This is a genomic window from Actinophytocola sp., from assembly GCF_035634895.1.
GTDB lineage: Bacteria > Actinomycetota > Actinomycetes > Mycobacteriales > Pseudonocardiaceae > Actinophytocola.
Genome location: NZ_DASQCC010000162.1, coordinates 1 through 18,841 on the forward strand (window position 1 = coordinate 1; position 18,841 = coordinate 18,841).

At 70.7% G+C, this 18,841-nt stretch carries 18 protein-coding genes; 6 read left to right on the forward strand and 12 right to left on the reverse strand.

Annotated features, from left to right (window positions below; all coding sequences use genetic code 11):
* Nucleotides 1-186: 186 nt before the first annotated feature.
* The 8 genes from VET29_RS24455 to VET29_RS24490 form a co-directional block, all read right to left on the reverse strand.
* Nucleotides 187-879: a demethylmenaquinone methyltransferase gene (locus VET29_RS24455; RefSeq protein WP_324924429.1), complete on the reverse strand. Its 693-nt coding sequence runs from the start codon at nucleotides 877-879 to the stop codon at nucleotides 187-189.
* 21 nt (nucleotides 880-900) lie between these two features.
* On the reverse strand, nucleotides 901-2,019 hold the full coding sequence (locus VET29_RS24460; RefSeq protein WP_324924431.1) for a glycosyltransferase family 1 protein: 1,119 nt from the start codon (nucleotides 2,017-2,019) through the stop codon (nucleotides 901-903).
* Nucleotides 2,020-2,094: 75 nt separating this feature from the next.
* Nucleotides 2,095-3,153 carry a 1,2-phenylacetyl-CoA epoxidase subunit PaaE gene (gene paaE / locus VET29_RS24465; RefSeq protein WP_324924433.1) on the reverse strand — a complete coding sequence of 353 codons (1,059 nt, stop codon included), beginning with the start codon at nucleotides 3,151-3,153 and terminating at the stop codon, nucleotides 2,095-2,097.
* Complete coding sequence (gene paaD, locus VET29_RS24470) at nucleotides 3,153-3,665, reverse strand: 1,2-phenylacetyl-CoA epoxidase subunit PaaD (protein WP_324924463.1); 513 nt, start codon at nucleotides 3,663-3,665, stop codon at nucleotides 3,153-3,155. The genes paaE and paaD overlap by 1 nt, the downstream gene beginning before the upstream one ends.
* Nucleotides 3,666-3,784: 119 nt before the next feature.
* On the reverse strand, nucleotides 3,785-4,675 hold the full coding sequence (gene paaC / locus VET29_RS24475) for a 1,2-phenylacetyl-CoA epoxidase subunit PaaC (protein ID WP_324924435.1): 891 nt from the start codon (nucleotides 4,673-4,675) through the stop codon (nucleotides 3,785-3,787).
* Between the two features lie 22 nt (nucleotides 4,676-4,697).
* Nucleotides 4,698-4,985 carry a 1,2-phenylacetyl-CoA epoxidase subunit PaaB gene (gene paaB / locus VET29_RS24480; RefSeq protein ID WP_324924437.1) on the reverse strand — a complete coding sequence of 96 codons (288 nt, stop codon included), beginning with the start codon at nucleotides 4,983-4,985 and terminating at the stop codon, nucleotides 4,698-4,700.
* Nucleotides 4,982-5,917 carry a 1,2-phenylacetyl-CoA epoxidase subunit PaaA gene (paaA, locus tag VET29_RS24485; protein WP_324924439.1) on the reverse strand — a complete coding sequence of 312 codons (936 nt, stop codon included), beginning with the start codon at nucleotides 5,915-5,917 and terminating at the stop codon, nucleotides 4,982-4,984. Before paaA ends, paaB begins: the two co-directional genes overlap by 4 nt.
* 41 nt (nucleotides 5,918-5,958) lie before the next feature.
* Complete coding sequence (locus VET29_RS24490) at nucleotides 5,959-6,384, reverse strand: DUF3592 domain-containing protein (protein WP_324924441.1); 426 nt, start codon at nucleotides 6,382-6,384, stop codon at nucleotides 5,959-5,961.
* A 236-nt stretch (nucleotides 6,385-6,620) separates the two neighbouring features.
* On the opposite strand from VET29_RS24490, the gene VET29_RS24495 reads away from it, so the two are divergent.
* Nucleotides 6,621-9,002 (forward strand): immune inhibitor A domain-containing protein, encoded by a 2,382-nt coding sequence (locus VET29_RS24495; RefSeq protein ID WP_324924445.1) that lies wholly within the window; start codon nucleotides 6,621-6,623, stop codon nucleotides 9,000-9,002.
* 97 nt (nucleotides 9,003-9,099) lie between these two features.
* Here the strand turns inward: VET29_RS24495 and VET29_RS24500 are convergent, their stop codons facing one another.
* The 3 genes from VET29_RS24500 to VET29_RS24510 form a co-directional block, all read right to left on the reverse strand.
* Nucleotides 9,100-9,963, reverse strand: coding sequence for an aldo/keto reductase (locus VET29_RS24500; RefSeq protein WP_324924447.1), 864 nt, complete (start codon nucleotides 9,961-9,963; stop codon nucleotides 9,100-9,102).
* A 174-nt stretch (nucleotides 9,964-10,137) separates the two neighbouring features.
* A complete protein-coding gene (menD, locus tag VET29_RS24505; protein ID WP_324924449.1) occupies nucleotides 10,138-11,865 on the reverse strand; it encodes a 2-succinyl-5-enolpyruvyl-6-hydroxy-3-cyclohexene-1-carboxylic-acid synthase in 1,728 nt (575 codons plus the stop codon).
* 41 nt (nucleotides 11,866-11,906) lie between these two features.
* Nucleotides 11,907-13,061 carry a hypothetical protein gene (locus tag VET29_RS24510; RefSeq protein ID WP_324924451.1) on the reverse strand — a complete coding sequence of 385 codons (1,155 nt, stop codon included), beginning with the start codon at nucleotides 13,059-13,061 and terminating at the stop codon, nucleotides 11,907-11,909.
* A 51-nt stretch (nucleotides 13,062-13,112) separates the two neighbouring features.
* Here VET29_RS24510 and VET29_RS24515 point away from each other — a divergent pair, with 51 nt between their 5' ends.
* A complete protein-coding gene (locus tag VET29_RS24515) occupies nucleotides 13,113-14,030 on the forward strand; it encodes a 1,4-dihydroxy-2-naphthoyl-CoA synthase (RefSeq protein WP_324924453.1) in 918 nt (305 codons plus the stop codon).
* 12 nt (nucleotides 14,031-14,042) lie between these two features.
* Here the strand turns inward: VET29_RS24515 and VET29_RS24520 are convergent, their stop codons facing one another.
* Nucleotides 14,043-14,927, reverse strand: coding sequence for an arylamine N-acetyltransferase family protein (locus VET29_RS24520; RefSeq protein WP_324924455.1), 885 nt, complete (start codon nucleotides 14,925-14,927; stop codon nucleotides 14,043-14,045).
* A gap of 37 nt (nucleotides 14,928-14,964) precedes the next feature.
* Here VET29_RS24520 and menE point away from each other — a divergent pair, with 37 nt between their 5' ends.
* From menE to VET29_RS24540, 4 genes are all read left to right on the forward strand, one after another.
* Nucleotides 14,965-16,074, forward strand: a complete 1,110-nt coding sequence (gene menE / locus VET29_RS24525; protein ID WP_324924457.1) for an o-succinylbenzoate--CoA ligase — start codon at nucleotides 14,965-14,967, stop codon at nucleotides 16,072-16,074.
* A 21-nt stretch (nucleotides 16,075-16,095) separates the two neighbouring features.
* Nucleotides 16,096-16,413 (forward strand): DUF6191 domain-containing protein, encoded by a 318-nt coding sequence (locus tag VET29_RS24530; RefSeq protein ID WP_324924459.1) that lies wholly within the window; start codon nucleotides 16,096-16,098, stop codon nucleotides 16,411-16,413.
* A gap of 45 nt (nucleotides 16,414-16,458) precedes the next feature.
* Entirely contained in the window at nucleotides 16,459-17,655 is a 1,197-nt protein-coding gene (locus VET29_RS24535; protein WP_324924461.1) for a hypothetical protein, read from the forward strand.
* Nucleotides 17,656-17,781: 126 nt separating this feature from the next.
* Complete coding sequence (locus VET29_RS24540; protein ID WP_414636591.1) at nucleotides 17,782-18,681, forward strand: IS982 family transposase; 900 nt, start codon at nucleotides 17,782-17,784, stop codon at nucleotides 18,679-18,681.
* Nucleotides 18,682-18,841 lie beyond the last annotated feature (160 nt).

The following is an 18,841-nucleotide window of genomic DNA, read 5'->3' on the forward strand; positions in this document are numbered from 1 at the left end:
GACGCGATGCTGGACATCGCGATGGTCACGACCGTCCTGGCCGTGCTCCAGCTGGTGGCCGCCGCCCTGCAGATCGCCATGATCCGGCAGATCACCGAGTGGCAGTCCGTCCCGCGAGGCTCCCGACCGTCCACAGTGGAGTGACTGGCCGCACGTGTTCTCGCGGTTCGCCTCGACGCGCGGAGGTCAGCGAGCCGGCTTGACGGCCCTGTGCAACGCGACGACGCCCAGCGTCAGGTTCATCCACTCGACCTCGTCCCAGCCGGCCTCGGCAATGCGCATCGCCAGGCCCCGCTGGTCGTGCCAGTCACGCATCGACTCGGCCAGGTACGCGTACGCGTCCTTGTTCGAGGAGAACGGCCGGGTGATCTTCGGCAGCAGGCGCAGCACGAGGTTGTGGTGCAGCCACCGGATCGGCCGCCAGGGCGGCTGGGACACCTCGCAGATCACGACGCGCCCGCCCGGCCGCACGACCCGGCACATCTCACGCAGCGCGGCGACCGTGTCGTCCATGTTGCGCAGGCCGAAGGAAACCGTTACCGCGTCGAAGGAGTCCGTCGCGAACGGCAGGTGGAACGCGTCCGCCGCGACCTTCGGCACCTCGCGATGCCGGCCGCCGCGGAGCATGCCCAGCGAGAAGTCGGCGGCGACACACCACGCGCCGGACTTCGAGTACTCGGCCGTCGAGACGGCCGTGCCCGCGGCCAGGTCCAGCACCCGCTCGCCCGGCGCGGCGTCCAGCACCCGTCTGGTCAGCCAGCGCCACCGACGGTCGAACCCGAGCGTCATCACCGAGTTCGTCCGGTCGTAGCCCTTCGCGACGCCGTCGAACATCTCGGCCACGTCGCGTCGGTTCTTGTCCAGCCCGGCACGTGACATGCCCGAACCCTACGACACCCGTCACGCGGCGAGCACACTGGCGCTCACCTGCGCGTAGTGCCCCAACAGCTCGTCACACACCGCGGACCAGGTGCGCCCCAGCACCGACTCCCGGGCCGCCGCGCCCAGCTGCCAGCGGACCTCGCACGGCCGCAGCAGGTCCACATACCCGCACAGCTGCTCGGCGAACCGGTCGTCGTCGTACGGGTCCAGCAGGTAGCCGGTCCGGCCGTGTGCCACGAGGTCACGCGGGCCGCCCGCGTCCGGTGCCAGCACGGGCAGCCCGGAGGCGAGGGCCTCCTGCGCGGACTGGCAGAACGTCTCGAACGGCCCCGGGTGGACGAACACGTCGAGCGACGCGTAGGCGGTCGCCAGCTCGAGGCCGGTGCGGAAACCGAGGAACGCCGCGCCGGGCAGCCGCCTGCGCAACGCCTCCTCCTCGGGTCCCTCGCCGACTACGACCACCCGCACGCCGGGCAGGGCGCTGAGGGCGGCGAGCCGGTGCACGTGCTTCTCCGGTGCCAGCCGGCCGACGTAGCCGACGAGCAGTTCGCCGCGTGGGGCGAGCATCGCCTTCAGCACGGGGTCGACGCGATGCGGCGCGAACAGCGACGTGTCGACGCCGCGTGCCCAGCGGTACACCCGCGGCACGCCGTGGTCGGTCAGCGCGGTGACCGAGGCCCGTGACGGCGCGAGCGTGCGGTCGGCGTTGCCGTGCAGCTTGCGGATCCACCGCCAGGCGGCACGCGCGCCGTGCTTGAGGCCGTACGCGGCGGCGAACCCGGCCACGTCGGTCTGGTAGACGGCGACGGTCGGCACGCCGAGCCTGCGCGCGGACCGCAGCCCGGCGGCGCCGAGCACGAACGGCGAGGCGAGGTGCACGACGTCCGGGGCGAACTCCGACAACGCGGCATGCACCTTCGGCGACGGCACGCCGATCGGCATCGAGCTGATGACCGGCAGGTCGACCGCGCGCACGCGGCGGACCTCGGCGTGCCGATACCGGTCGGGTCCCGGTCCTGGCGCCACGACCATGGCGTCGTGACCACGCCGCTCCAGGTGCTCGACGACGCGGAGAACCGAGTTCGTCACGCCGTTGACCTGCGGCAGAAAGCTCTCGGTGACAATGGCGACTCGCACGTACCGACCGTCGCAACCCGCGCTTCTGTCCGTAGAACGCGGAGTTGACGTCCGGGCGAACGTTGCGCCAAGAGTTCAGGCGTCGTAGTCGACCGTGACCTCCGCCGACAGCGGCAGGGCCTGGCAGGTCAGCACGAAACCGGCGGCGACCTCGTGCTCCTCGAGCGCGTAGTTGCGCCGCATCTCGACCTCCCCGGAGGTGACCCTGGCCCGGCAGGTGCCGCAGACGCCGCCCTTGCAGGCGAACGGCAGGTCCGCGCGGACGCGTTGCGCGGCATCGAGGACGGGCGTGTCCGCGGGCAGGTTCAGCGTGGTCTCGCGGCCGTCGAGCAGCACGGTGACGCGTGCGACCGGACCTTCCACAATGGACTCGTCCGGGCGTTTGGGCTCGGGCGGCGGTTCGTCGACGTAGAACAGCTCGCGGTGGACGCGGGCGCGTGGCACGTCGTGTGCGGCGAGCGCCCGGTCGGCGTCCTGCAGCAGGCCGAACGGGCCGCACAGCCACCAGTGGTCCACATCGGACGTCGGGACGATGCCGTCGAGCAGCTTGGTGATCCGGTCGGCGTCCAGGCGCCCGGAGAACAGCTCGACGTCCCTCGGCTCGCGGGACAGCACGTGGACGAGCTGGAACCGTTGCGGGTAGCGGTCCTTCAGGTCGGCCAGGTCGTCGGCGAACATCACGGTGTCGGTGCGCCGGTTGCCGTACAGGAGGACCACCCGAGTGTCCTCTTCGGACAGCAACGAGCTGATGATGGACAGCGCCGGCGTGATCCCCGAACCCGCGACGATGAACGCGTGGTGGTGACCGGTGCCGTCCGGGGTGAACCTGCCCTGCGGGCCGAGCACCTCCAGCGTGTCGCCGGGCTTCAGCCGGTCGACGATGCGGGCGGAGAACAGGCCGTTGTCGACCCGGCGGACGCCGATGCGTGGTGGCGCGCCGGCGGGGGCGCAGATCGAGTACGAGCGGCGTTCCTCGGTGCCCTCGACCTCCTGGCGGAGGGTGAGGTACTGGCCGGGCCGGAACGCGAAGTCGTCCGCGAGGTGCGGCGGGACGTCGAAGGTCACGGCGACCGCGTCCGCGCAGAGCCGGTCGACCCTCGCGACCGGGAGCTCGTGGAAGGCGGGGCGGGCCATCAGATCTCCTTGACGTGCTCGAACGGTTCGAGGCAGTCCGCGCAGCGGCGCAGCGCCTTGCACGCGGTCGACGAGAAGCGGGACAGCTCGGTAGTGCGCCGGGAGCCGCAGCGCGGGCAGGCGACCACCGACGCGGGTGGGACGAGGTTGAGGGTGACCGGTCCGCCGGCCCCGCGCCGCGGCGGGGCGATGCCGTGCTCGGCGAGCTTGCGGCGACCGTCCTCGCTGATCCAGTCGGTCGTCCAGGCCGGCGCGAGGACGGTGCGGATCTCGACGCGCTCGTACCCGGCGTCGAGCAGGCCGCGACGCAGGTCCGTACGCATCTCGTCGAGGGCGGGGCAGCCGGAGTACGTCGGCGTGATCGTCACGACGACGGTGCCGTCGACCTCGCGGACGTCCCGAAGCACCCCCAGGTCGGCGAGCGTGAGCACGGGCAGCTCGGGGTCGAGGACCTGCTCGGCGACGGCCCGGGCGTCGAGTTGTCCACAACCGTGGCGGTTGTCCACAGGCAAGATCGACAACGCGGGACCGTCGGCGCCGGCCGGTAGAATGGGACCGGGGCCGGCCCCCGGGTTCGGGTGGGGGCTGCCTAGGTGAGTACTGGGGGCCGCAGGCGCGTTTTGTTCGCTGGTCACCACTTCGCCCCCGGCAGTGAGCGGGCCAGGTGCTGCATCTCGGCGAGCAGAAAGCCCATCGCCTCGGTGTGCACGCCGTCCCGGCCGGCGCGGCCGCCGACGCGGGACATCGGCTCCGTCACCGGGGTCTCCAGGGACGCTGCCGTCAGCACCTGGCCGAGCACGTCGTCCACCTCCGGCCGGACGCCGGCCGGGTCGACCGCGACACCCGGCAGGCGGCGCTCGACCTCGTGCGTGGCGAACAGCTCCGCCACCAGGGGCCACACGCGGTCCAACCCGGCGACCATCCGCGTGCGGGAGTACTCCGTGCCGCCCGCGAGCCGCAGCGTCCACTGGGCCGCGTGGTCGCGGTGGTAGGCCAGCTCCTTCACGCCCTTCTCCGCGATCGCGGCCAGCACCGGGTCGGCCGACGACGTCAGCCGTTCGAACACCGCCAGGCGCCAGGTGGAGAAGACCAGCAGCCGGGCGATCGTCGTCGCGAAGTCGCCACCCGGGCCGGGACCGCAGTCGACCTCCGCCAGGTGCACGTTGCGGAACTCGTGCTCGTCACGCAGGTACGCGAGCGCGTCCTCGTCGCGGCCGGCGCCCTCCACCTCGCCCGCCCTGGTCAGCAGCAGCCGTGCCTGGCCGAGCAGGTCCAGCGCGATGTTGGCCAGCGCGACGTCCTCCTCCAGCTCCGGCGCGCGTGAGCACCACTCCGCCAGCCGCTGCGACAGGATCAACGCGTCGTCGCCCAGCATCAGGCAATATGTCGACAAGTCGTCTTTCGGCACGTCCGGTGCGGTGCGGTCCAACCCCGCCAGGGGGTCGTCGAAGCCTGTGCCGAACGCCCAGTGGTGCTCGTCGTTGTCGGCCGTGATGGCGTCGTACGCGTTGTCGAAGCTCATGCCGCCCTCTCGCCCGCTGCGCTCACAGGTGTGGCACGTCGTCGGGGATCGCGTAGAACGTCGGGTGCCGGTACACCTTGTCACCGCTCGGCGCGAAGAACGGGTCCTTCTCGTCCGGGGACGACGCCGTGATCGCGGCCGCCGGCACGACCCAGATGGACACGCCCTCGTTGCGCCGGGTGTACAGGTCGCGGGCGTTGCGCAGCGCCATCTCCGCGTCCGGCGCGTGCAGGGAACCGACATGCACGTGGTTCAGGCCGCGCTTGCCCCGCACGAACACCTCCCACAGCGGCCACGACGACCTGGTCACGCGACCACCTCCGCGGCCGAGGCGGCCGAACGTTCGGCATACGCGGCCGCGGCCGCGCGCACCCACTCGCCGTCCTCGTGCGCCTTCCGCCGGTGCGCCACCCGCTGCCTGCTGCACGGGCCGTTGCCGCCGACCACGCGCCAGAACTCCGCCCAGTCGATCTCCCCGAAGTCGTGATGACCGCGGTCGGGGTTCCAGCGGAGCAGCGGGTCCGGCAGCGTGACGCCCAGCGCCTCGGCCTGCGGCACGGTCATGTCCACGAACTTCTGCCGCAGCTCGTCGTTGGTGTGCCGCTTGATCCGCCACCTCATCGACTGCTCGGTGTTGGCCGACTCGGTGTCCGGCGGCCCGAACATCATCAGCGACGGCCACCACCAGCGGTCGACCGAGCCCTGGACCATGCGCCGCTGCTCGGGAGTCCCCCGCATCATCGTCATCAGCAGCTCGTACCCCTGCCGCTGGTGGAACGACTCCTCCTTGCAGACGCGGATCATCGCCCGCGCGTACGGCCCGTACGACGTGCGGCACAGCGGCACCTGGTTGCAGATCGCGGCGCCGTCGACCAGCCAGCCGATGACACCCACGTCCGCGAACGTCAGCGTCGGGTAGTTGAAGATCGACGAGTACTTCTGCCGGCCCTCGACCAGCTTCTCCGTGAGGTCCGCGCGGTCGGCGCCCAGCGTCTCGGTCGCCGCGTACAGGTACAGGCCGTGGCCCGCCTCGTCCTGCACCTTGGCCAGCAGGATCGCCTTGCGGCGCAGCGACGGCGCGCGGCTGATCCAGTTGGCCTCCGGCTGCATCCCGATGATCTCCGAGTGCGCGTGCTGGGCGATCTGGCGGACGAGCGTCCTGCGGTAGCCGTCGGGCATCCAGTCCCTCGGCTCGACCCGCTGCTCGGCTTCGACCAGCCGGGTGAATTCGTCGTCGCTCACGCCTTGATGTTACATCCGCACGCGCCAGTTGAGGAGAAGTGTCACATCCGGCGGCGGACCCACCACACCCCGGGTATGACGACCGCCCACACGATGACCAGCGTCAACCCGACGGGCAACAGCGTGATGACGGCCCCGCGCCCGGCCACCCGGACCAGCTCCGGGTTGTCCTTGCTGTACTCGACCCGGACGACGTCGCCCTCCCTGAGCCCCGACGGGTACAGCACGCCGGTCTGCGGGATGTGCTCCGCGCCGTCCTTCGCGTAGAAGAGCACGAGCGTGCGGGTGAAGGTGTCGGAGACGACCTCGGCGTCCGCGTAGCCGGTGTTGTCGTCGATCGAGATGTCCTCGGTCCAGGCGGCGACCACCAGCACGACGCAGAGGAACGTGACGATCGCGGCGAACACCAGCAGGCCGCGTGACAACCACCGCCGCACCCGCGGCCTGCGCGTCACCTGCTGTGTCACACCGGTGAGGGTAGCCACGGCGCCTGAGCCGCCTCGCACACGCCTCTCACCCGACCGGGTTACGTCGGCGGCAGCCGGTTGAGTCTGCTTCGCCCAGCTGGAGCAATTCATTAAGATTGCTCCTTTTGGATTACGCCGTTCGTTGGGTCCGAAAAATATTCGCGGTCCGTAATATTCCGCACCGTGCCTGGTCAGGCCAACAGGTGACTCGGCACTACGCGATTCGTGGAGGACGTGTGCAACGAAGAGTTCTCGTCGGCCTCACCACTGCTGCCCTGATGGCGGCCGGGCTGACGACAATGGGTACGGCCGCACAGGCGGCGCCACCTCAGGGCGACACGGCGAAATCCGTCGCGGCACCCGTCGACGATCTGCCCAGCCCCGCCGAGGAGAAGCAGCGCGCCATGCGTCAGGAGGCGATCTCCGACGTACTCAGCGGCGACCGGAAGACCGAGCGGCGCGGGGGCAGCACGGTCGTGAAGATGGGCACGAAGCCCGGGCCGAAGACCAAGTCGAAGCACAAGCGCGGCAAGGTCGACCAGTACGTCGAGCTGTCCCGCGAGAAGACCGACAAGATCTTCGTCGTGCTCGCCGAGTTCGGCAACGAGCGGCACCCGAGCTACCCCGACCAGGACACCGACCCGACCACGGCCGGCCCGACCAAGTTCGACGGCCCGCTGCACAACGAGATCCCGGCACCGGACCGCAGCAAGGACAACTCCACCATCTGGCAGTCGGACTACAGCCGCCAGCACTTCCAGGAGCTGTACTTCTCGACCGACCCCGGGGTGGACTCGGTCGCGAACTACTACTCGAAGCAGTCCTCCGGCCGCTACTCGGTGAACGGCTATGTCACCGACTGGGTGAAGGTCCGCTACAACGAGGCGCGGTACGGCCGTTCCAACGGCTTCCCGTGCGGCGGCAACGTCTGCAACAACTCGTTCTCGCTCGTCGCCGACGGCGTGAACCAGTGGTACAGCGACCAGATCGCCGCCGGTCGCCCGACGGCCGAGGTCGACGCCCAGCTCAGGGAGTACGACGTCTGGGACCGCGGCGACCACGACGGTGACGGCAACTTCGACGAGCCGGACGGCTACATCGACCACTTCCAGATCGTGCACGCGGGCGGCGACCAGGCCGACGGCGACCCGATCCAGGGCGAGGACGCGGTGTGGAGCCACCGCAGCTTCGCGTTCTCCAACAGCACCTCGGGCCCGAGCGGCAACCTCCAGGGTGGCGTCCAGGTCGGCGGGTCGGGCATCTGGGTCGGCGACTACACCATGCAGCCGGAGAACGGCGGCATCGGCGTGTTCTGCCACGAGTACGGCCACGACCTCGGCCTGCCGGACCTCTACGACTTCTCCGGCAGCGGCGGCAACAACCATGTCAACTGGTGGTCGCTGATGGCGCAGCAGCGCGTGTCCGGCGCCGGCGAGGTGCTGGGCTCGCGGGTCAACGACATGGACCCGTGGTCGAAGCTGCAGCTCGGCTGGCTGGACTACGAGATCGTCGTCGCGGGCCAGACCAAGACGCTGGACCTCGGCCCGCACGAGTACAACTCCAGGAAGCCGCAGGGTGTCGTGGTGGTGCTGCCCGACAAGGCGGTGGAGACGAGCTTCGGCGCGCCCGCCGCGGGTGAGAACCAGTGGTGGAGCACCAAGGGCGACGACATCGACACCTCGATGACCCGGACGGTCGACCTGACCGGCAAGACGAGCGCCTCGCTGGATCTCAAGTCCCGCTACGACATCGAGATGGACTTCGACTACCTGTACGTCCAGTCCTCGGTCGACGGCGGCACGACCTGGCAGACGCTCGACGGCACAGTGGGCGGTCAGCCGTTCCCGCGGGACGCCGACGAGGCGCCGGCACTCACCGGCTCGTCCAACGGCCAGTGGCTGGACACCCACGTGTCGCTCGACTCGCTGGCCGGCAAGTCCGCGCAGCTGCGGTTCCGGTACAAGACCGACGGTGGCGTGGCCGAGAACGGGTTCTTCGCCGACCAGATCTCGATCACCGCGGACGGCCAGCAGGTGTTCACCGACGGCGCCGAGTCCGGCGCCAACGGCTGGACGCTGGACGGCTTCCGCACCGTGAAGACCGCCGAGACGACGATGTACGACAACTTCTACCTCGCGTCGCACCGCACGTACGAGTCCTACGACAAGTACATGCGGACCGGCCCGTACAACGCGGGCGACCCGTCGAGGCCCGACTGGTTCGAGCACTTCCCGTACGAGATCGGCCTCGGCGTCTGGTACTGGGACACGTCCTTCGGGGACAACAACACCACCCAGCACCAGGGCGGCGGCATGATCCTCCCGATCGACGCGCACCCCGCGCCGATCTACAACGTGGAGGGTCAGCCGTGGCGGGAGCGGATCTCGGGCTATGACGCGCCGTTCTCGCTGGAGAAGGCGGACTCGTTCACACTGCACGTGAACGGCAAGCCCAGCTACGTCCGCGGCCAGCCGGCCGTGCCGCTGTTCGACGACACCAAGAAGTTCTGGTACGCCGAGCAGCCGAACGCCGGCGTGATCCTCCCGGCCACCGGGACGACCATCCGCGTCGTGTCGGAGAACGGCACGTCCATGAAGATCAAGGTCGGCAAGAAGTAACTGTCCTGACCGGAACGGGCCCCGCACCGACTCGGTGCGGGGCCCGTTTCCTCGGTACTCGAAGTCACGGCGCCGTGTGCCAGGAGTTTCGGCGCACCTAGAGGCGCTGCGACCTCTTGTGCAGCGCGTCAAGGCCGGCCATTTCCCCGGCCGTGAGCCGGAGATCGGCCGAGGCCATGTTCTCCGCCAGGTGCTTCGGGTCGCCGGTGCCGGGGATGACGAAGACGTTCGGGCCGCGGGCGAGTGTCCACGCCAGCAGCACCTGGGTCGGTGTGGCGCCGTGGGCCTTCGCGATGGCCTGGACCTCTTCGGGATCGGCGGTGCCGCCGGTCTCGCGGTTGGTGGTGGCGACCGAGAAGTAGGGCACGTAGGCGACGTCCTGCTCGCCGCACAGCCGGATCAGGTCGTCCTGCTCCGGCCGGAAGCCGAGACCGTAGGCGTTCTGCACGGCGGTGACCGGGGCGATCGCCAGTGCCTCCGCGAGCCGTTCCTCGCTGACGGCGGAGATCCCCAGGTGGCGGATCAGCCCGGCCTCCTGGAGCTCGACGAGGGCGGCGAACCGGTCGGACAGGTCCGTGGGTTCCTGCGCGCGCAGGTAGACGAGGTCGAGGTGGTCTCGGCCCAGTTGGCGAAGGTTCTCCTCGACCTGGCCGCGGAGCTGGCCGGGGGTGGCGGGCGGCCGCCGCCAGTCGCCGGACGGGTCACGGCTGGGGCCGACCTTGGTGGCGATGACCAGGTCGTCCGGGTAGGGGGCCAACGCGGAGTTGATCAGCTCGTTGGCCGACCGCAGTGCGGAGAAGTAGAACGCTGCGGTGTCGATGTGGTTGACGCCGAGGTCGACGGCCTTCCGGAGGACATCGACGGCCTGGGAGCGGTCGCGTGGTGGGCTGCCCGGCTCGAAGGCGGGGCCGACCTGCGGCAGCCGCATCGCCCCGAACCCGATGCGGTTAACGCCCAGCATGCAGAAGGACACCCCACGAAGAGAAAAGGCGGGAAAGAACCGGGGTTTTCATCGGCACTCCTAACGGGCAGGCCTCTCGCCGAGTCCTCCGGTGACAGGCCCTGGAACAAAGTTCGCCAATCAGCCTAGCGCGACCCGTATGTCGCCCTCCGCCAGAAAACCGGCTCGCGCGTACTAACGAAGCGCGGCTTCCGTCACCGCGGCGCGGAGGCGTGCGTGCAGGTCGCGCAGCAGCGCGCGGTTGGACCTGACCTCCACCACCTTGAGACCCCGGCCCGGCGCGAGTGCCGTGCGCAGGTCGGCGCTGGACTCGGCATGCACGTGGTCGACCCGGTAGCCGCGGCACAACGCCTCGATGTCCGCGCCGTGCGGAGTGCCGAACACCCGCTCGAAACTGTGCTTGTACTCGGCCGCGCCTTGTTCCAGCAGCGTGAAGATCCCGCCGCCGTCGTCGTTGTGCACGATCAGTGTCAGGTTCGGGCGTTGTTCTGGTGGACCGATCAGCAGACCGTTCAGGTCGTGCAGCAATGTCAGATCGCCGATCAACGCGTATGCGGGGCCGTCACCCGCCAGCGCCATACCGGTCGCCGTCGACACGTTTCCGTCGATGCCGGCCACGCCGCGGTTGGCGTGGATCGTCACGTCCGAGCGGGGGTCCGCCACCAGGTCGATGTCGCGGACCGGGTTGGACGAGCCAAGGAACAACGACGCCCCCGCCGGCAGCGACTCCATGACGTCCATCGCCAGCCGCAGGCCCGTCGGCCATTCCTGCTCGCCCAACAGCTTCTCGATCGCGTTGACGGCCGCCGCGTCCGCGTGGCGCCACGCGGACGACCACTCCGGGTCGACGCCGTCGACCCGCGCCATGTCGTCCAGGTCCAGCCAGCCGCGGACGTGGGTCGCCACGTACTGCGGGTCGGTCCACTGTGGATGGTCACCGATGCCGTAGACGGGTGCCCGGCCCATGAGGCCGCGCACGCCTCTGGACAACGTCGGCCTGCCCACCACGACGACCGCCGCCGGGCGCATCGGTTCCGGAAGTTCGCCTGCCGCGAGCAGCAACGCACCGCAGCGCAGCACGTTCGCACCGCCGGAAAGCGCGGCGGCCCGGCTGGTCGGTTCGGCGACGGCGGGCCAGCCCGCGCTCGCGGCCACCGTCGCGGCGGCCCGCGCGCGGTCCTCGCGGCCGCTGCCGAACACCATCAGAGTCCTCGCGGGCAAGGGGAAGTCGACCCGGCTGCCGGCCATCGTGACCGGCGCGGCGGAGGTGGTCCAGCGCAGGCCGTCCTGGCGGCCGGCCAGCGGCTCCGGCCAGCGGGGCTCGAACGTCGGGACCAGCGGTTCCCGGAACGGCACGTTGACCTGCACCGGGCGGCCCGTCTCCGCCTGCGCCACGGCACGGCACACCAGGCCGCGCCACACCTGGTTCTGGCCCGCGCGCCGCTCGGCGACCGGGAACTCCACGGCGACCGCGGCGGAGCCGAACAGTCCACGCTGGTCGATGGTCTGGTTGGCACCCGTGCCGTGCAGCTCGGGCGGTCGGTCGGCGGTGATCATCAGCAGGCCGATGCCGGAGTGGTGGGCCTCGAGGACCGCGGGGTGCAGGTTCGCGGCGGCGGTGCCGGACGTGCACGCGACCGCCGCCGGGCGGCCGCTCGCCTTCGACAGGCCGAGCGCGAGGAAGCCCGCCGACCGCTCGTCGATGCGGACGTGCAGGGTGAGGCGGCCCTCGTCCGCCGCCTGGTGGACGGCCATGGCGAGCGCGGCGTTGCGGGAGCCGGGGCAGACGACCACGTGCCGGACGTCGTTGCGCACCAGCTCGTCGACGATGACCGTGGCCTGCGCCGTGGACGGGTTCACGACGCCGCCCCGCCCGCTCCCCGGCGCCCTCCACGTCGGCATGAGTGTCGACGGTTCGCGCCGCTCACGAGCTCTCCCTCCGCTCAGTCGTCCGCGCTTCGCATCGCACGCGTGCGCAGGCCGGTCAGTGCCACGCGCCGGCCGAAGTCGGTGAGGCGGTCGCCGGCCGTCAGGCCCGCGGTCCGCATGTCCGCCAGCAGCCCGGCCACCGCCCTCCGCACGGTATCGCTCGGCGTGGGGACGTCGCTCTCCCGTGTCTCGAAGAACACGATGCCGATGCGGTCGAGGAGCATCTCCTCGTCGATGGTGTCGGACAGGATGAGCATGGCCAGCAGCGGGAGCGCCGCGTGCCGGGCCGTCGGGTCGTCAGGGACGGCGAAGCCGTCGACGACGGCCTCGAACAGCAGGACCGGTTGGGCGAGGGCGCGTTCGCCGTCGTCGGTGCGGTCGAGGTTCTCGTCGAGCAGGCCGAACTTCCTGGCCAGGGCGGCCAGGGGGCCGGTGCCGTCGCGGTCGTGGACGATCTGGCCGAGCGGGCGGGTGCCGGCGAGCAGCAGCTCCGGGGTGAGGTCGAGGGGCTTGGCGACGTCGGGCCCGACACGTACCAGCAGCTCACGGAGGGTCTGGCTGCCGCTCGTCGTGCGCAGGCGGTGCATGCGCTCGGCGAGCATGAGGTCCTGCATGGTCTCGAGGTGGCCGTCGGGCAGCTGCTCCAGGACGCCGGCGGCGAGCGCGAGGCGTTTGGCGTCTTCGGCGGGGTCCAGCTCGCCGGCGGCGATGGCGCGTTCGAGGGCGCGGGTGATGGCGTCGTAGAGGGCCTGCTCACGGGGCCCGGGGCTGTCGAGCCAGGTGATGCGCAGGCCGACGGGCGGCATGATGCCGGAGTCGTGGGTGGCGCGGGCGTACAGCTCGAAGCTGTGCATGGCGTCGTGGGCGGCCTCGAGGATCTCGGCGGTGCGTTGGCCGCGGCAGATGGCGGCGTAGCGCGGCTGGTCGAGGCGCTCGAAGAACCAGGCGGCCTCGGCGACGACCTCGCGCCAGCCGGGCATGGGGTCGATGTCGGCTGGCGGGTCGCGGAGCAGCTGGGGCAGGGTGAGCCAGAGGAAGTTCTGCACGTCGAACTGGGACATCCGGTAGTTCGGCCGGTCGTCCGACACGTCGTACCAGCACGCGGCGACGACCAGGCCGGCGTCGTCGTGGTCCGCGAGCTCCTCGACGACGGTCTCGACATCCTGCATGGTCGTCAGCTTCGCACGGCGGTCCGCGGGGTCGCGATTTGTGCGTCTCATATGCTCGGCCGCGTGACTTTTGTGTCCGAGTTGTTCGATGCCGCCGCCTGGAAGTCTGTCGAGGGTTTCGACTTCACCGACATCACCTACCACCGGGCGGTGTCGACCGGGGCCGTGCGGATCGCGTTCAACCGGCCCGAGGTACGCAACGCGTTCCGGCCGCACACCGTGGATGAGCTGTACCGGGCACTGGACCACGCCCGGATGACACCCGATGTTGGGTGCGTCCTGCTGACCGGCAACGGACCGTCACCACGCGACGGCGGCTGGGCGTTCTGTTCGGGCGGTGACCAGCGGATCCGGGGGCGGACGGGGTACCAGTACGCGTCGGGTGAGGATGCCTCGACCGTGGACCCGGCGCGGGCCGGGCGGCTGCACATCCTGGAGTGCCAGCGGCTGATCCGGTTCATGCCGAAGGTGGTCATCGCGGTCGTGCCGGGGTGGGCGGCCGGCGGGGGGCACAGCCTGCACGTGACGTGTGACCTGACGCTGGCGAGCGAGGAGCACGCCCGGTTCAAGCAGACGGACGCGGACGTGGGGAGCTTCGACGGCGGGTTCGGGTCGGCGTACCTGGCGCGGCAGGTCGGGCAGAAGTTCGCCCGGGAGATCTTCTTCCTGGGGCGGACGTACACGGCGGAGGACATGCGGCGGATGGGGGCGGTCAACGAGGTCGTGCCGCACGCGTCGCTGGAGGCCACGGCCCTGGAGTGGGCGACGGAGATCAACGGCAAGTCGCCCACGGCGCAGCGCATGCTGAAGTACGCCTTCAACCTGATCGACGACGGGCTCGTCGGGCAGCAGCTGTTCGCGGGCGAGACGACGCGGCTCGCGTACATGACCGACGAGGCCGTCGAGGGCCGCGACGCGTTCCTGGAGAAGCGCGACCCGGACTGGTCCGGCTTTCCTTACTACTACTGAACTTCCGCGGCATCACCCCGCCGCGGCGTCCGCGGTCGTCGCCAGCCACTTCTCGTGGGCGGTGCTCACCTTCCGCCACAGGGCCGCCTTCCTCTGATCATCCACATCGGACAGTGGCAGGCCGAACACGTCCGCCAGGCAGGCGTACCAGTCGGCACTGCTGTTCAGGTCCGTCCTGGTCCCGTGGTTGTCGAGTACGCGGCCGCGCAGGAAGTCCACGCCGGTCGCGTCCCGGCGGAAGGCCGCCAGGGTTCTGGCGAAGCTGGAGTCCGGGTGGGACTGCAGGCGTTCGTGTTGCTCGCGCAGGTCGGCCGGGGTTGCCTCCGCGGGTCTGAAGTCCATGCCGTGCAAGGACATGCTCGGGTCGGCGTCGTAGCGCCAGCCGCCGGGGACCGTCTCGGACGGACGGAGGCCGTAGGTGTGCGGGCCCTGTGTGTAGGTGCCAGTTCGCAACGGCATCGGCTCGTGTGGGCCGTCGCCCAGGCCCGCGTCTATGAACCACTCGCCCCGCGGGTTGGTGTCGGACGGCAGGCCCGACACCGTCAGCGCCAGGTGGTTGCCGTCCGCGTTCGGCTGTGCGTCCGGGTGGCCCTGTACGCCGGCCGCGTGCCAGTGCACCTCGAAACCCAGCCAGCCCAGCAGCGTCGCCATCGCGCCGTTCTGGTGGTAGCAGTAGCCGCCCCGGCCGCTCACCAGGTACCGCATCGAGTCGAGCGGTTCGATCGTCCTGCGCTCACCGAGCCACACCCACACCGCCTCGTACGGGATGCGTTCCACCTGCGCCCGGTGGACCGCGTACAACGTCTCCACGGTGGCCGGCGGCAGGGTCGGAAAACCCAGCCTGCGCAGGTAGGCGTCCCGAAGCGACTCGTCGAGCGGGGGTCTGGTGGTGGTCATGGGGCGACGCTAGACGTGGTGCACGACAATCTCGACCGTGTTGTTGACACCTGTGGATAACTCGGAGATCGTCGACGCGCTCGATGGCGCGCTCGATGGCGGACCGGCCGTGCTGCCACTCTCCTCCAGCGATCCGCGGGGCGATGACCTGCGGAAAGCCATGGCGCCCGCGGAGCCGACCCTCCCTGGCACCGCTGTCGTGGTGGCCACCTCGGGGTCCACCGGGACACCGAAGGGCGTCGAGTTGTCCACAGGCGCGCTGACCGCGTCCGCCGCCGCCACCCACGCGCGGCTCGGTGGGGCCGGGCAATGGTTGCTCACCCTCCCGGCGCACCACATCGCGGGCGTGCAGGTGATCGTTCGGTCGCTGCTGGCCGGCACGCGGCCGGCGCTTCGTGGCGCGCAAACGTTTGCGGATGCCGTGGCCTCGATGACCGGGCGGCGCAGGTACACCTCCCTGGTGCCCACGCAGCTGTCGCGGATCCTGGACGACCCCGTGGCACTGGACGCCCTGCGGTCCTTCGACGCCGTGCTGCTCGGCGGGGCCGCCACGCCTGCGCCGCTGCTCGACCGGGCCCGGGCCGCCGGGGTGGCGGTGCGGACGACCTACGGCATGTCGGAGACCGCGGGCGGGTGCGTGTACGACGGCATGCCGCTGGACGGTGTGCGGGTGCGGGTCGTCGACGGCGTGATCGAGCTGGCCGGGCCCGTGCTGGCCAGTGGCTACCGGCTCGACCCTGCCGGCACGGCCGCGGCCTTCGCCGGCGGCTGGTTCCGGACGACCGACCTGGGGATGCTGGACGACGGGACGCTCTCGGTCCTGGGCCGCGCCGACTTCATGATCAACACTGGTGGGGTGAAGGTGGCGCCCGCGGCGGTCGAGGCGGTGCTGGCGGCGCAGCCCGGTGTCGCCGAGGTGTGTGTCGTCGACCTGCCCGACGAGGAGTGGGGGCAGCTGGTGGCGGCGGCGGTCGTGCCCACCGACCCCGCGCGGCCGCCCGCCGCCGAGGCCCTGCGGGCGGCCGTCCGCGCGCGGCTCGGCGGGCCGGCGACGCCGAAGGTCCTGCGTTTCGCCGGCGCGCTCCCGTCACACGGGCCGGGCAAGGTCAACCGCATCGAGGTAAGGGACATGCTCCGCGGAACTTGACATCGCCCCGATCGTTGGTGCATGGGCTTCTTGTTGGCTATGTCACTACCGGGGTTGGTGGTCCTGCTCGTGGCGCTCGCCGCACTGGAGAGGTTCGGGTTGTGGGCGAGCGACCGCAGCTGGCTCCCGTGGCGGCGCAAACGGGAGGGCACGCCGATCTCCGCGGCCGGTTTCGAGGAGCTCGACGCGTTCTTCGCCGCCGGCAGGCGGCACGACATCGACCAGCGGAACCACTCGCTCATGCAGCGGAACGACGAGGAGGAGGGCGCGCCGCCGCTGATGAGGGTCGACATGGAGGGCGAGCGGATAGTGCTGCGCAGGCGACCACCCGATCGGTGACGGCTCCGGTTGCGCGACCACCGGCTGCGGTCTTGGCTGCCTGCTATGAGAGTGAACCTGCTGGTCAGCGTGGTACTCCTGTGCACACTGCCCGCGGTGCGCCCCGCCTCGGCGGCGGCCGGGTGGGCGGTCGACCTCGGCACGCCCGCGGCGGGCAGCACCAACGTGGTGACGGACGGCGGCGTCCGGCTCGGGCCGGGCGACAACCGGGCGGCCAGCGCCGGTTCCGACCTGCGGACCGGGTTCGCGGAGTACCCGCACCGGCTGGCGACGCCGGCGAACGCGTTCCGGGCCGTGGTGCGCGGTGACGTGCCGGCGGGCACCGAGCTGGCCGTCGACGTCCGCGGTCGCGCCGGTGGGCAGTGGACGGAGTGGGCCGAGATCCGGCCCGACCGGCCGGGCGTGCTGCCGGAGACGGTCACCGACATCGAGGCGCGGGCGACACTGTCGGCCCCGGCGGGCGCGCGTTCACCGACGTTGACGGCGTTGTCGGTGGTGCCGGCCACCATGCCGGCCGCGGTGCCGGACCGGCCCGCCCGTACGGCGACCGCCGGCCTGTCCTATCCGGTGTTCGCGACGCGGGAGGGGCTGGTCGGTCGCACGACCGCCAACGGGCACCGCATCGTGGCGCGGGACCACTTCGTGGCGCTGCCGTCGCGGCGTGGGCTGTCGGCGCGCGACAGCGGGGTCTACAGCGTGCGGGTGTGCGCCGGCAACGGACGCTGTGCCTGGGCGCCGGTGTGGGATGTCGGGCCGTGGAACACGCGGGACGACTACTGGGCCCCTCCTGGCGTGCGGCAGGAGTGGCGCGACCTGCCGCGGGGCAAGCCCGAGTCGCAGGCCGCCTACCAGGGTGGGTACAACGGCGGAAGGGACCAGTTCGGCCGGCGGGTGACCAACCCGGCGGGCATCGACCTCGCGGACGGGACCTTCTGGGACGGCCTGAGGCTGAATGGCAACGCGTGGGTGACGGTGACCTACCAGTGGACGGGCACGAGCCCCGCGGGGTACGTGGACACGCCGGGGGACACGCTGAACGTCCGGTCCGCGCCCAACAGCCGGTCGGCGATCGTCGGGCTGGCCGGGCACCGTGCGCAGGTGCGGATCGAGTGCGCCGCGGCGGGTGAGCCGGTGTCCGGCACACAGGGGACCACCGACGGCTGGTACCGGCTCGCGGCGAGGATGTACGTGTCCGCCGCGTACGTCGCCGGCGGCCGGACCGCGCCGGCCTGCCGTCGGTAGGCGTCCCCACCCGGATGGGGCCTAGACGAGTAATTCCTTATTGATCTTGTGATGGGTTCGTGGCTGGAGACGGACACAGGGTGCCCATGATCAGCGTTGCTTACCCGACCTGATCATGGAGACCTGGTGGACGCTGACCTGGACACCCTGCTGACCGCACTGTACTGCTTCACCGATGACCTGTTGATCACCAGGCGACGACCAGGACGCCCCAAGCGACTCACCGACGCCGAGCTGGTGTGTCTGGCGGTAGCCCAGGTCCTGCTCAACCGGCCCTCCGAGACTGCGTGGTTGCGGTATGCCCGCAAACACCTGTCCGACATGTTCCCCTACCTGCCGAAACAACCGGGCTGGAACAAGAGACTCCGTGCGGCCGGACCGTTGATCGCCCGCCTGATCCGCGCGCTGGCCCAAGCCACCCCGACCAGTGTGGAGCACCTGCGGTTGATCGATTCCACCCCGGTCGAGTGCGCGCGGTCCCGCCCCACCGCGAAACGCTCGGACCTGGCTGGCGAGGCCGGCTATGGCTACTGCGCCTCCCACTCGCGTTACTTCTGGGGCATGCGCCTCTACCTGGTCACCACCGTCGAGGGCATGCCGATCATGTGGTGCCTGGCCAACCCCAAACTCGACGAACGCGAGGTCATGCAAGCCCTGCTCGAAGTCGACCATCACCTGGTCACCACCGGCCAGGTCATCCTGGCCGACAAGGGCTTCGCGGGTCAGACCTTCGAACAGTTCCTCGACGACCTGGGCGTGCACCTGGTTCGCCCAGCCCGCAAAGGCGTCAAACGCGACCCCGAACCCACCCCTGTCGAGCGCCGGTTGCTGCGGCTACGGCAATGGATCGAGGCGGTCTTCGACACCCTCAAAGGACAGTTGTCCCTGGAACAACACGGCGCCCGCCAACCCGACGGGCTCTACGCCCGCGTCAGCCAACGCCTCCTGGCCATGGCCGCCGCCATCTGGCACAACACCCACATCGGCGCACCCCGCAAACGATCTCTCATCGCCTACGACCACTGATCATTTAGGAATCAATCGTCTAGTGTCCCGCGCCGGAAATCAGGCAACTAATTCGGCGGCCCAGCTTCCCGCTGGCGGCGTTGCCGGTTCGCCCAAGTACGACCCAGTACGAGGGCGAACCGGCGTCTTGCCAGCAGAAACCCGGATCCACCGACTTAAT